The organism is Amycolatopsis sp. NPDC004378, assembly GCF_053602455.1.
Genome location: NZ_JBSGDR010000016.1, coordinates 132,711 through 145,386, shown reverse-complemented (window position 1 = coordinate 145,386; position 12,676 = coordinate 132,711). Strand labels below are relative to the sequence as shown.

Below are 12,676 nucleotides of genomic sequence, written 5' to 3'. Positions count from 1 at the left end.
TCACGCTGCGGGATCAGGGCAGGCCGGCGTGCGGGACCTCGACGTCGACCGCGAGCAGCTGGGCTTCGCGGACCGGACGGCGTTCGTGCTCGGCGAAGGAGGGCGCCGCGCAGAGGTACAGCGTCCGCCCGTCGGCGCCGCCGAGCATGCAGGCGAAGACGCCCGTGCCCGCATCGATCTCCTCGAGGATCCGGCCGCCTTCTTCGACCCGGAGCACGCGGTTGTGCAGGGCGTCAGCCACCCAGATCGCGCCCTCGGCGTCGGCACAGATGCCGTCCGGGGCCACTTCGAGGAGCTGCACCGCCTCGCCGACGTCCTCGGTCTTCGGGGTCTCGCCGAACTGCGCCCAGACGCGCCGCCCGCTCAGCTCGCCGTCCTCGCCGATGTCGAAGGCGGTCAGCCGGCCGGCGAACGTCTCGGCGACGACCAGCACGTCGCCGAGGATCACCATGCCGTTGGGGAACCCGAGGTCCTCGGCGGCGACGGCGACGCTGCCATCGGCGTCGACGCGGGTCAGCGTGGTGTGGCGCAGGGGCGCGCCGCCCATGAGGTCGAACCCGAAGTTGCCCACCCAGGCGCGGCCGCGGGCGTCGACGACCATGTCGTTGAGCACCCCGGAGACCACTCCGGACAGGTCGGCGTGCTCGGTGAGCTTGCCCGGTCCGTCGCGCACGAGGAGGCGGTGGTCGCGCATGGACACGATCAGCAGGCGCCCGTCGGGCAGGAACCCGAGGCCGGACGGCTGCTGCGGCACCTCGGCGATGACCTCGGTCTCGCCGCGGGCGTCGATCGCGACGACCTTCTCGGTGTAGAAGTCCGACACCCACAACCGGCCGTCGTGCCACCGGGGGCACTCGAGGTACGAGAAGCCGTCGAGTACGACGGCCGGCTGCCTGGCCGCGGGCCCAGATCCCATCGCGACCTCTCCTTACGTCATCGTCGACAGTTCGGCAGGTCTTCGCGCCCACTAACTGAGCGCCCAGTTACCATGACTCCGGGGCCGGGCAGTGTCAAGTCGGAGGGAGACCCGCGATGCCGGGGACAGAGCGCCGTCGCGGCGGCGGGCGGTACCCGGTGGCGGCCGCGACGGAGCTCACGACCGCCCTCGGGCCCGAGACCGTCCCTGGCGAGTTCTGGGGCGAGGACACCTCCCCGGTGGCCCGCGCGCTGCTGTCCTCGGCCGTGCAGTGCTTCGCCGGCAAGGGTTTCCACGCCACCACGACCCGCGACATCACCGCCGTCGTCGGCCTCAGCCCCGGTTCGCTGTACGTGCACTTCGCGTCGAAGGAAGCCGTGCTGTTCCACATCGCACGGACGGGCCACGAGCGAGCCCTCGCGGCCCTGACGTCGCAGCACGACGACGGCGACACCCGCCACCACGTCCGCCGCCTGGTGGCCGGGCACGTGTCCTGGCACGCCCGCCACCACACCGTGGCGCGGGTCTGCCAGTACGAGCTGGCGGCACTCGAGCCGGAACACCTCGCCGAGATCCTCGACCTCCGGCAGCGGTTTTCCGCGACCTTCCAGGCCGCGGTGGAGCGCGGCGCCCGCGAGGGCGTCTTCGACGTGCCGGACATCGACCGCGCGGTGCGCGCGATCCTGTCGCTCGGCGTCGACCTGGTGCGCTGGTACCGCCTGGACGGCGCGGACTCGCCCGAGGCACTGGGCGAGTCGTACGCCGAGCTGGCCGCCCGGATGCTCGGCGCCTGACCTCGGCCCACGACCACCACCAGGTGCTCAAGTGGGTCGTTTCAGGTCAGAACGCGGTGATCCGCTTTTGCCGGGGCGCCGCCGACGCCGGACTCGATGGCCGCCGTGACGATGCGGTTGCGGTCTCCCGGCGACAGCACGCCGTTGGTGACCAGTTCCTGCGTCACCGCCTTCACGTGCTTCACGAACCGGTCGTGCGACGTGTACTCCGCGTTTTCGTCGATGACGTCGTTGATCGTGCAGCCGTTGCCGATGTCGGTGTTCTCCACCTGGCTGTCGACCCCGCCGATCACCACCGTGTCGCGGGTGTCGGAGTCCGGGCAGGCGTCCGGTGGCGGCGGGGCCGCGACCACCGCGAACGTCCCGAACGCCTCCGCCGACACGTTCCCGGCGACGTCCGTGGCCCGCGATCGGACCATGTGCGCGCCGAGCGCGGCCACGACGACCGGTGTCGTGTAGCGGGTCCACGCCCCGGTGTCCACTTTGTACTCGACCGCGGCGATCCCGGACTCCGCGTCCGTGGCGAACACCGTCACCGTCGCCTGCTCGACGTAGTTCCAGTTCCCGTCCTGCTTGCCGGTCAACGCCAAGGACACCGCCGGCGCGGTCGTGTCGCCGCCGGCGACCACGGTGAAGGACGCACTGCCCTCCGCGGAAGCGTTGCCCGCGACGTCGCGGGCGCGGTAGCCGACGGTGTGCGGACCCGCCGCCGTCACCGGAACCGGTGCGGAGTAGGCGATCCACACGCCACTGTCTACTTTGTACTCGACCGCGGCGACGCCCGAGCCGGTGTCCGAAGCCGTGACGGTCACCGTGGCCTTGCCGACGTAGTTGCCGTCGTCGTCCTGGGTTCCGCCCACGGCCGCGGAAACCGTCGGCGGGGTCGTGTCGCGCTTGACCACCGTGAAGTGGGACATGCCTTCCGGTGACGTGTTCCCGGCGGCATCAGTGGCCCGGAAGTGGACCATGTGCTCCCCCGCCCCGGTCACCGCGACCGGCGCGGTGTAGGCCGTCCACGCGCCGCCGTCGAGCTGGTACTCGACCGAGGCCACGGCGGAGTCGGCGTCCGTGGCCGTCAACCGGACCGTGGCGACGTCGAGGTAGTTGCCCGAGGAGTCCTTGTCACCGGTGATGTCGGCCGTCACCGTCGGCGGGGTCGTGTCGCCCTGGCCTCGGACGATCGTGAAGTGGGCCATGCCTTCTTCGGACGTGTTCCCGGCGACGTCGGTCGCGCGGTAGTGCAGCATGTGCACGCCGGCCGCGGTCACCATCACCGGCGCCGAGTAGGTGGTCCACGTCCCGCCGTCGAGCTGGTACTCGACCGAGGCCACGCCCGATCCCGCGTCGGTCGCGGTCAGGGAAACCGTCGCGGACTCGAGGTAGTTGCCCGACTCGTCGCGGTCCCCCGCCACCGCCGCGGTCACCGTCGGCGCGGTCGTGTCACCGGTTCCGTCGGAGACGACGAACTCGCCGACCATCGCCGTGTGGCCGGGGATCGTGCAGAAGTACCGGTACTTGCCCGGGGTGAGCGTCACGGTCGCTTCGTGCCGGCCGTTGTTCGTGTCGAAGGGGTTGGCCAGGATGTTGAGCGAGACGTCGTGGTTGTAGCCCGGCGTCGAGGTGTCGAACGTCAGGGTGTGCGACATCCCCGTCGTGTTGCCGGTGGCTTCGCTGTTCTCGAAGACGATCGTGGTCTCGCCGGGCAGCGCACCGGTGGGCGCGGACGCGTATTCGGTGGTGCTGTTGTTCCCGGTCCAGGTCAGGGTCTGGACCGGCGCCGCCACCGCGGGGGTGGCCGGCCCGAGCAGGGCCAGCAACCCGGCCAGCAGCACTGTGATCAAGCGTGGGGACATCGCCGGAGGAACCTTCCTGGGAGGGATGGGGACCGGGCGCGCGGCCCGGCCCCCATCGCGCTACAGCTGCCGTACCCGGATGTTGCGGAACTCGACCAGGTCGTTGTCACTGTGGTTCTGCAGCCCGATGAAGCCGCTGACGAACTGCCGCAGGTCGGTCGGCGGGTCACCCGCGCGCGAGGACTGCTGTCCCGGCGTGTTGTCGAACTCGTTGATCACCACGCCGTTGCGGATCATCGTGTAGTGCTGCCCGACGACCTTGATCTCGTACTCGTTCCACGTGCCCTTCGGCCGTGCGCCCGCCTGGTCCAGCGGGCGCGGGTCGAAGTTGTAGACCGACCCGGTCTTCTGCGGCTCACCGCTGTCGCCGTCGTAGATCTGGATCTCGTGACCGCAGTAGATCGCGACCCAGGCCTGTGACGTCCGCGCCGAGCCGACCGTGCCGCAGCTGCCCGGCGGCCGCTGGTCCAGCGGGGTCCGCGGATCCGGGAACCGGACGAACACGCCGCTGTTGGCCCGGAACCCGTCCGGTGCGATGTCCTTGAACTGGACCTTGACCGAGAAGTCGCCGAACTGCCGCTGGGCGTACCAGAGCATGCCCAGTCCGCCGGCCGAGCGGATCGACCCGTCGGGTTGGAGCGTGAACTGCCCCGACGGGGCCTGTTCCCAGTTCCGCAGCGACTCCGCCGTGCCGTCGAAGAGGGCGTCGTAGCCGGTGGTGCCCGCCTTCCCGATCGGTGACGCGTCGGCGGCCGCGTTCAGCTCGGCTCCCTCGGCGTCGTTGAGCACGCCGAGGTCGGTGAGCGTCTCGACGGCGTTCTCGACGTGGTTGACGAACGCCGCGTGCGTGCTCCACGTGCCTTCGTCGTCGATGAAGTCGTCGACCGTGCAGCCGCCACCGGCGTTGCGGTTGACCACCTTCGTGATGGTGTCGCCCAAGGTCACCACCGGGCTCGGGTCGGCCACGGCGCAGCCCACGTTCACCGCGGTCCGGGTCGTCACCGCCTCGCCGTTCGCGTAGGTCACGGTCAGCTTGGCGGTGAAGATCCCGGTGCGCGGGTAGGTGTGGCGCGGGTCGGCCTGGGTGGACACCGAGCCGTCGCCGAACTCCCAGCGGTAGGACACGCCGCCGGACTTCGAGCCGGTGAACGCCGCCGTCAGCGCCTTGTTCTGCACCAGCGTCGACGACGCCGCCGGAGCCGGGGTCGCCGCCCCGCCGGTGTAGCTGATCTTCAGCAGCTTCTGGTTGGCGTCCAGCGAGAAGAACCCGTTCCCGTAGTCCAGGACGTACAGCGCGCCGTCCGGCCCGAACTTGGCGTCCATCCAGCTCTGCACCCGGGTGTCGCCGGCGCCGCCCGGGATGATCTGGCGGAACGTCTCGGCGAACACCGGCGGCTGGTGCGTCGGCACGCCCGCCGGGTCGACGGTCACCGCGACGCGGTTCTGCGAGTTGGACTCGTCGCCGATGAACCACTTGTTGTCCCAGTACGCCGGCCACGCGACGCCGCTGTTCGTGTTGACCAGCGAACGGTGGTACGTCGGCCCGGACATCACGGCCTGGCCGCCGCCGCGCAGGTACGGCTGGGTGTAAGTGGCGTCCGCCGCGTTGTACGTCGGAATGGACGAGCCCGGCCGCTTCGGGAAGACCGGGCCGCCGCCGTCCGGCGAGTACCAGATCATGTTGTCCTTGATCGGCGGCAGGTTCACCAGGCCGGTGTTGCGCGGCGAGGTGTTCACCGGGTTGTCGCAGTCGTACCAGCCGGTCAGCTCGGCGGCGTTGGTGCTGCTGCGGTCGCGGTAGGGCTGCCGGTTGCCCATGCAGTACGGCCAGCCGTGGTTGCCCGCCTCGGTGATGATGGTCGCCGTCTCGTACTTCGCCGGGCCCAGTTCGGGGCTCGGCGAGGACGCGTCGGGGCCGACCCAGCCCGCGGTCATCCAGTTGTGCACCGGGTCGATCTGCAGGCGCGAAATGTTGCGGACGCCCATCACGTAGATCTCCGGACGCGTCTTGTCCGCGGGTCCGTTCGGGAACAGGTTGCCCTGCGGGATGGTGTAGGTCCCGTTCGCCTCCGGGTGGATGCGCAGGATCTTGCCGTCCAGGTCGTTGGTGTTGCCCGCCGTGCGGCGCGCGTCCTGGAACGAGAGGCCCTTGTAGTCGAGCGTCCAGTTGTTGCCCGAGTAGCCGTTCGAGCCGCCCGAGGAGTTGTTGTCCCCGGACCCGATGTAGAGGTTGCCGTCCTTGTCGAACGCCATGCCGCCGCCGGCGTGGCAGCAGCTGTGGATCTGGACGTCCCAGGACAGCAGGTCCTTGCGGGTGGCCTGGTCGAGGGTCTGCGCGGTCAGGTTGTAGGTGAACCGCGAAACCGTGCGCTTGCCGATCCGCTTGTCGCGGTCGATCGACTCGTGCGGCATCCAGTAGGCGTACAGGTAGCCGTTCTCGGCGAACTTCGGGTCCAGCGTCAGCCCGAGCAGGCCCTCTTCGTTCTTGACCAGCTCGTCACCGCTGCCCCGGTTGCCCATCACGCGCAACGTCGTGAGCAGCTTCGGCTTCTTGGTGACCGGGTCCCACTGGTGGATCGTGCCGCAGCCGAGGCCGACGTTCGGGTCGTCCCAGCTGACGACCGGCCCGGTCGGGCAGGCCGCCTTGCCGATGTAGAACACCTTGCCGTCCGGGGCGATGGTCAGCCCGTGCGGCTCGCCGATCTGGTCGAGCTGCCCAGCGGCGTTCTTGCCGGTCAGCCGCTCGACCTTGTAGTTCGCGGCGATCCCGGCCTGGCAGTCGCCCCGCACCATCCCGGTCGTCCAGCGCAGCGCGCCGAGCAGGTGCTTGCGGAACTGGTCCTCGCCGTACGAACCCTCGGTCCGGCCCATGCCGGTGTAGAAGGACCGGCCGCCGTCGTAGTCGCGGCACCAGGAGATCGGGTGGAACGCGCCGTTCGCACCGACCCCGGGGTTGTAGCCCTTCTCCTCCACCTGCGCGACCGTGTGGACGGTGCCGACCGGGTTGGACTCCCAGTTGAGCCAGCGGTCGGTGCGCGTCCAGTTCTGCGGCAGCCCGGCGGTGGCCGGGTGCTGCGCATCGAGGACGTCGACGACGGCCTGCTGCGGCGCCGGCTCGGGCGGCGGCGGGGTCGTCGAGGTGTCCTTGAACAGCTTGAGGTCGGCGAGCTGGATGAGCGGCTCACCCGCGTTCGCGGTGATGTTCAGCCGGTAGTTCGGGTACACCGTGGTGTTGGTGAAGGTGAACGTCCGGGTCTGGAACCGGTCGGTGAACACCTCGTTGGTGCGCGTGTCCAGGTCGACCCAGGTGCTGCCGTCGGCCGAACCCTGCAGGGTCCAGCTCTTCGGGTCGCGGCCCGGGAAGTCGTTCGCCGACACCAGGGAGTAGCTGCTGACCGCGACCGGGGTGGCCAGCTTGTAGGCGGCCCAACCGGTGTTCGCGAACGTCAGCCACTTGGTGTTCTCGTTGTTGTCGGCCAGCTTTTCCTTGGTCTCGTTGGGCGGGTTCTCCGCGCTCGCGGTCACCGACGCCACGGCTTCGGGCGTCGGGCGGGCCCCGACCGGCCGGGCGCCGATCAGCCCGGTGAACCACTGGGACGAGTCCTGCGCGCGGGCCGCGTCGGAGATGCCGAGGAACCCGCCGCCCGCCTTCATGTACGCCTGCAGCGCGGCTTCCTGGTCCCGGGTGAGCGCCACGCCCTGGGCGGACAGGAACACGACACCGCGGTAGCGGGCCAGGTTGGCGGTGCTGAACACGGCCGGGTCCTGCGACGCCGTCACCGTGATGCCGTTGTCCCCGCCCAGCCTCGCGATCGCGTCCGCCGCGCGCAGCACCGGGTCCTTCTGGCCGGCCGCGGCGCCGTGGAAGACCAGCACGTTCACCGGTACGTTCACCGCGGCCGGCGCGGCCTGTGCCACCGGCATCGCCATCAGCGGCGCCCCGGCCGCGAGGACCGACCCGATGGCGAGCACGACCGCGCCGCGCCTTCCGAACCACCGTCTTTTCATGGCTCCCCTCCTACGCGTGCGTGCGGGCTTCGGGCATGTCGTGCCCGGAGTGGTCGTGCTGCTTGAACCGGTCGATCGCGTCCTGGGCGCCGTCGGGCAGGCTGCCGTCGGGGTTGCGGACCAGGAACAGGCCCACCATGCCGCCGTCGGAGTGGGTCTGGACGTGGCAGTGGTACATCCACACCCCCGGTCCGACGCCGTCGCCGGCGAGCACCTGGAAGCCGAACGAGCTGCCCGGGTCGAGGTTCTTGTTGTCGACGGTCTGGGCGTTGTCGGTGGCACTGCTCAACATCCCGGTGCGGGTGTCGGCCCAGCGGTGCCCGTGCAGGTGGAACGTGTGCGGCAGGCTCCCGTACCCGATGCACACCCACTCGACGCGCTCGCCGAGCCGTGCCTCGAGGATCGGCGTGTTCGGCGCCATCTCGTGGTTGATCATCATCTCGTTGAACACGACCGTGTACTGCCGGCTGGGCAGCAGGTCGCCGCGCTTGCGCACGATCAGCCCGCCGTAGAGCCCGCGGGCGAGCCCGGCGGTGCCGTGGTCGGTGCCCATCGCGTGGTCGTGGTAGTGCCAGTACCCGGCACTGCCCGGCATCCAGAACCCGCCACTGGCCTCGGCTCTCGCCCGGGTGCGCCAGACGTAGGTCCGCGTTTCGCGCGGGTTGTTGAACGACGCGTTGAGCGGCGCGCCGTCCGACGCGGTGTCGTAGTTGACGCCGTGCGGGTGGATCGACAGCCGCTGGTCGGTCGTGTTGACCAGCTCGATCTCGAGGGTGTCGCCCTCGTAGATCTCCAGCAGCGGCCCCGGAACCGTGGCCTTGCCCGGCTCGAGCCCGTAGCCGTAGCGGCCGTTGGGCAGTGCTTCGGCGTAGATCGTGATCCGGCGGGTCAGGCCCGCCGCCTCGGCCGTGCCGGCCAGCCCGACGGCGGGCGCGAGCACGCCCGCGGCGGTTCCGGCCAGCATCGACCGACGTGACACTCGCATGTGGATTCCCCCGGGGCTCAGAAGCGCACGGTACGCAGGTACTCGAAGCCGGCCTTGGCGGTTTTCAGCGGATCGGCCGGCTGGTCGTGCTCGACGATGTACTCGCCGATGGTGTGGCAGGACGCGGCGAAGATGCGCGGGAAGTTGATGACGCCGGCGCCGGGGTCGACCATCTGCCCGTCCGCGGTCCGGTCCTTGACGTGGTACTGCGTCACGCGCGGGTAGTTGCGCCGGAACAGCTCGACCGGGTCCGCGCCGCCGTTCACCGCCCAGAAGAGGTCGATTTCCAGGTGCACGTCCCGCTTGTTCGTCTTCGCGGTGAGCACGTCGTACGGGACCACCCCGCCGATCGGGGCGAACTCGTGGTCGTGGTTGTGGTAGCCGAGCTTCAGCCCGGCCTTCTTGAACGCCACCGCGGCGGTGTTCATCCGGCCCGCGAAGGCCTCCCACTCCGCGATGGTGCCGAAGTTCGCGTACGGCACGACGGCCGAGGTGTTGCCGAGGATCTTCGCGTCCGCGATGGTCTGGTTCAGGTCGCCGTCGATGCCGACGTGCGTCGAGGACGCCTTGAGGTGGTTGCGGTCGAGGATGGCGCGGAACTCGGTGGCGCTGCGGCCGTACGTCCCGGCCAGCTCGACCTTCCGGTAGCCGATGTCGGCCAGCGCTGACAGCGTGCCTTCGGGATCGTTCTGCAGCAGGGACCTCAGCGAGTAGAGCTGGATGCTGATCTTGTCGAGCGGAACGCGTCGCCTCGCGGGGGAAGCGTCCGCGACGCCGGGCAAGGCGATGGCCGCCGCCCCCACCGTGAGGGCGGCCGTCGCCACGTTCAGGAACGTTCGCCGGGAGTGCTGCTCTGGCCGTTCACCGCACATGGAACTCCCTCATCTCTGGTTGCTGAAAGCCGCGTCGAAAGCCGCCGACGGCTGGTCGAACAGGTGCTCGCGCAGGTACTTCACCGCCTCCGCCGCGCCGCGGAGGCGGTCCATCCCGGCGTCCTCCCACTCCACCGAGACGGGGCCGGTGTACTTGATCGCGTTGAGCGCCCGGAAGCAGTCCTCCCACGGGACGTCGCCGTGGCCGACGGACACGAAGTCCCAGCCCCGCCGCGGATCGGCCCACGCCAGGTGCGAGCCGAGGCGCCCGTTGCGGCCGTCGAAGCGCTTGCGGGTGTCCTTGCAGTCGACGTGGTAGATCCGGTCGGCGAAGTCGAGGATGAACCCGACCGGGTCGAGGTCCTGCCACACGAAGTGCGACGGGTCCCAGTTCAGCCCGAACGCGGGCCGGTGCCCGACGGCTTCGAGCGCCCGTTCGGTGGTCCAGTAGTCGTAGGCGATCTCCGACGGGTGCACCTCGTGCGCGAACCGGACGCCGACCTCGTCGAAGACGTCCAGGATCGGGTTCCAGCGACGCGCGAAGTCTGCGTAACCGTCATCGATGACATCGCGCCCTACCGGCGGGAACATCGCCACGTACTTCCAGATCTTCGACCCGGTGAACCCGATGACCGTGTCGACACCGAGCTTCGCCGCCGCCCTGGCCGTGTCGGCCATCTCGGCCGCCGCCCGCTGCCGGACGCCCTCGGGATCGCCGTCGCCCCAGATCCGGGACGGGACGATCGCGCGGTGGCGGTCGTCGATCGGGTCGTCGCAGACGGCCTGGCCGACGAGGTGGTTCGAGATCGCCCACACCTTGAGGCCGTGCTCGGCGAGCAGCCGCAGCCGCCCCGGCACATAGTCCTCTTCGGACAGTGCGCGGTCGACCTCGAAGTGGTCGCCCGAGCAAGCGATTTCCAGGCCGTCGTAGCCCCACTCGGCGGCGAGCTTGCAGACCTCCGTGAACGGCAGGTCCGCCCACTGGCCGGTGAACAGCGTAACCGGACGGCTCATTTCTCCTCCTCTACCGCGGTCCACTTCGCTTCGGCGGCCGCGCTTTCCTCGACGGCAGCCAGCACCCGCTGGACGCGCAGGCCGTCGTCGAAACCCGGCTCGGGATCGGTGCCCGAGCCGATGGCGGTCAAGAGGTCGGCGACCTCGTTGGTGAACGTGTGCTCGTAGCCCAGGAGGTGCCCCGGCGGCCACCACACCCCGACGTACGGGTGCTCCGGCTCGGTCACCAGGATCCGGCGGAAGCCCGCTTCGGTGCCGGTGCCGTCGTACCACCGCAGCTCGTTCATCGACTCGAAGTCGAACGCCAGGCTCGCCTTCGACCCGTTGACCTCCAGGCGCATCGCGTTCTTGCGGCCCAGCGCGAACCGCGTCGCCTCGAAGCTCGCCACGGCTCCCCCGGACAGCCGTGCCAAGAACAACGCGGTGTCGTCGACGGTCACCTCGTCCGTCCCGCCGGTCTCCGCGGGCCGCTCCGTGACGAAGGTGTTCGTCAGCGCCGAGACCCCGGTGATCACCTCGCCGGTGACGAACTGCGCCGCGTCGACGATGTGCGCACCCAGGTCGCCCAGCGCACCCGACCCGGCGGACTCCTTCCGCAGCCGCCAGGTCATCGGCGCCCGCGGATCCGACAGCCAGTCCTGCAGGTACACCGACCGCACGTGCCGGATCTCGCCGAGGGCCCCCCGCGAAACCAGGTTCCTGGCGTGCGCGAGCGCGGGCACCCGGCGGTAGTTGAACGCGACCATGGCCCGTACCCCGCGTTCACGGGCCCGCCGCGCCGCCCCGGCCATCGCCTCGGCCTCCGCGACCGAGTTGGCGAGGGGTTTCTCGCACAGCACGTGCTTCCCGGCGTCCAGCGCGGCGATCGCGATCTCCGCGTGGCTGTCGCCCGGCGTGCAGACGTCGACCAGGCCGACGTCGTCCCGGGCGACGAGCTTGCGCCAGTCGGTTTCGACGTCCTCCCACCCGAACTTCTCCGCGGCCGCCCTGGCCCGGGTTTCGTCGCGGCCGCCGAGCACGGCGAGCCTCGGTACCAGCGGCGGGTCGAAGAACCGGTGCACGCTGCGCCAGGCGTGCGAGTGCACCGCTCCCATGAACGCGTGCCCGACCATGCCGATCCCGATGGTTTCCCGGCTCATGCCCCTCCTTGTGTTCTGGCGAAAAGTCCGGTCAGGAATCGAAGCCGACGTCCAGGTACTGGTCGACGTTCTCCTTGGTGACGACCGCGGAGTACGTCGTGATCTCGGCCGGGATGTCGTGCTCGGCCAGGTCGCCGATCCCCTTGCCCTGCCCCAGCAACCGGGCCAGCGCGATCGCCGTCGAGGCCATCGACGGGCTGTAGAGCACGGTCGCCTTGATCGGCGAGGAGTCGGCCTTGATCAGGTTCATCATGTTCTTCGAGCCGGCGCCGCCGACCATGATGAACTCCTTGCGGCCCGCGGTGTCGATCGCCGCGTTGACGCCGATGCCCTGGTCGTCGTCGTGGTTCCACAGCGCGTCCAGCTTCGGTGCGCCCTGGAGCAGGTTCGCCGTCTGCTGCTCCCCCGACTCCGACGTGAACTGCGCCGAGACGCGCGGGCCGACCTTGAACCCGCTGCGCCCGAGCGCGTCCGCGAAGCCCTTGCTGCGTTCCTGCGTCAGCGGCAGCGAGTCGATCCCGGCGACCTCGCCGATGATCGGGTTCGCGACGTTCTTCTTCTTGAGCTCCGCGGCGAGGTAGTTGCCCGCGTTGACGCCCATCCGGTAGTTGTCGCCGCCGATCCACGTTCGGTACGCGAGCGGGGTGTCGAAGACGCGGTCCAGGTTGATCACCGGGATGCCGGCGTCCATCGCCTGCTGGCCGACCGAGGTGAGCGCCTTGCCGTCGAAGGGCAGGATGACCAGGACGTCGACCTTGGCGTTGATCAGCGTCTCCACCTGGGAGATCTGCTGGTTGACGTCGTTGGTGCCTTCGGTGGCGGTGAACTTCACCTCGCTGAACTTCTGCGCCTGGGCCTTGGCGCTCTTGGTGATCGCCGCGATCCAGCCGTGGTCGGCGGCCGGCGCGGAGAAGCCGATCGTGACCGGCTTTCCGGGCTGGGCGTTGCTCCCGGCGTTGGCGACCGGCGCGGTCGACTCCGACGCCGCGGGCGTGTTCGACGTGCAGCCGGCCAGCAAAGCGCCGGCGCCGACAGCGGCCCCGCCCAGCAGGAATCCCCGGCGGCCGAGGAAGGGTTGTTCGGCCATGATGACCT

Annotated in this window: 9 protein-coding genes; 1 reads left to right on the top strand and 8 read right to left on the bottom strand. The window is 70.1% G+C overall.

Annotation, left to right across the window (positions count from 1 at the left end):
• Positions 1-13 precede the first annotated feature (13 nt).
• A complete protein-coding gene (locus tag ACWEN0_RS35605) occupies positions 14-916 on the bottom strand; it encodes an SMP-30/gluconolactonase/LRE family protein (protein WP_451983760.1) in 903 nt (300 codons plus the stop codon).
• Between the two features lie 116 nt (positions 917-1,032).
• Here ACWEN0_RS35605 and ACWEN0_RS35600 point away from each other — a divergent pair, with 116 nt between their 5' ends.
• On the top strand, positions 1,033-1,710 hold the full coding sequence (locus tag ACWEN0_RS35600; RefSeq protein ID WP_451983758.1) for a TetR/AcrR family transcriptional regulator: 678 nt from the start codon (positions 1,033-1,035) through the stop codon (positions 1,708-1,710).
• A gap of 41 nt (positions 1,711-1,751) precedes the next feature.
• Here the strand turns inward: ACWEN0_RS35600 and ACWEN0_RS35595 are convergent, their stop codons facing one another.
• From ACWEN0_RS35595 to ACWEN0_RS35565, 7 genes are read right to left on the bottom strand one after another with little or no spacing between them, the layout of a single operon-like run.
• On the bottom strand, positions 1,752-3,563 hold the full coding sequence (locus tag ACWEN0_RS35595) for an OmpL47-type beta-barrel domain-containing protein (RefSeq protein WP_451983756.1): 1,812 nt from the start codon (positions 3,561-3,563) through the stop codon (positions 1,752-1,754).
• Between the two features lie 60 nt (positions 3,564-3,623).
• Positions 3,624-7,571 carry a ThuA domain-containing protein gene (locus ACWEN0_RS35590; RefSeq protein WP_451983754.1) on the bottom strand — a complete coding sequence of 1,316 codons (3,948 nt, stop codon included), beginning with the start codon at positions 7,569-7,571 and terminating at the stop codon, positions 3,624-3,626.
• 10 nt (positions 7,572-7,581) lie between these two features.
• Positions 7,582-8,556, bottom strand: a complete 975-nt coding sequence (locus tag ACWEN0_RS35585; protein ID WP_451983752.1) for a multicopper oxidase domain-containing protein — start codon at positions 8,554-8,556, stop codon at positions 7,582-7,584.
• Between the two features lie 17 nt (positions 8,557-8,573).
• Complete coding sequence (locus ACWEN0_RS35580) at positions 8,574-9,428, bottom strand: TIM barrel protein (RefSeq protein ID WP_451983750.1); 855 nt, start codon at positions 9,426-9,428, stop codon at positions 8,574-8,576.
• Between the two features lie 9 nt (positions 9,429-9,437).
• Complete coding sequence (locus ACWEN0_RS35575; protein ID WP_451983748.1) at positions 9,438-10,442, bottom strand: sugar phosphate isomerase/epimerase family protein; 1,005 nt, start codon at positions 10,440-10,442, stop codon at positions 9,438-9,440.
• Complete coding sequence (locus ACWEN0_RS35570) at positions 10,439-11,581, bottom strand: Gfo/Idh/MocA family protein (protein WP_451983746.1); 1,143 nt, start codon at positions 11,579-11,581, stop codon at positions 10,439-10,441. Before ACWEN0_RS35570 ends, ACWEN0_RS35575 begins: the two co-directional genes overlap by 4 nt.
• A 31-nt stretch (positions 11,582-11,612) precedes the next feature.
• Positions 11,613-12,668 (bottom strand): substrate-binding domain-containing protein, encoded by a 1,056-nt coding sequence (locus ACWEN0_RS35565; protein ID WP_451983744.1) that lies wholly within the window; start codon positions 12,666-12,668, stop codon positions 11,613-11,615.
• Positions 12,669-12,676 lie beyond the last annotated feature (8 nt).

What these genes read in the sequence shown, in the direction of transcription:
- ACWEN0_RS35605 (WP_451983760.1), bottom strand. Translation starts at nt 916, where the DNA reads ATGGGATCTGGGCCCGCGGCCAGGCAGCCGGCCGTCGTACTCGACGGC.
- ACWEN0_RS35600 (WP_451983758.1), top strand. Translation starts at nt 1,033, where the DNA reads ATGCCGGGGACAGAGCGCCGTCGCGGCGGCGGGCGGTACCCGGTGGCG.
- ACWEN0_RS35580 (WP_451983750.1), bottom strand. Translation starts at nt 9,428, where the DNA reads ATGTGCGGTGAACGGCCAGAGCAGCACTCCCGGCGAACGTTCCTGAAC.
- ACWEN0_RS35570 (WP_451983746.1), bottom strand. Translation starts at nt 11,581, where the DNA reads ATGAGCCGGGAAACCATCGGGATCGGCATGGTCGGGCACGCGTTCATG.
- ACWEN0_RS35585 (WP_451983752.1), bottom strand. Translation starts at nt 8,556, where the DNA reads ATGCGAGTGTCACGTCGGTCGATGCTGGCCGGAACCGCCGCGGGCGTG.
- ACWEN0_RS35590 (WP_451983754.1), bottom strand. Translation starts at nt 7,571, where the DNA reads ATGAAAAGACGGTGGTTCGGAAGGCGCGGCGCGGTCGTGCTCGCCATC.
- ACWEN0_RS35595 (WP_451983756.1), bottom strand. Translation starts at nt 3,563, where the DNA reads ATGTCCCCACGCTTGATCACAGTGCTGCTGGCCGGGTTGCTGGCCCTG.
- ACWEN0_RS35565 (WP_451983744.1), bottom strand. Translation starts at nt 12,668, where the DNA reads ATGGCCGAACAACCCTTCCTCGGCCGCCGGGGATTCCTGCTGGGCGGG.
- ACWEN0_RS35575 (WP_451983748.1), bottom strand. Translation starts at nt 10,442, where the DNA reads ATGAGCCGTCCGGTTACGCTGTTCACCGGCCAGTGGGCGGACCTGCCG.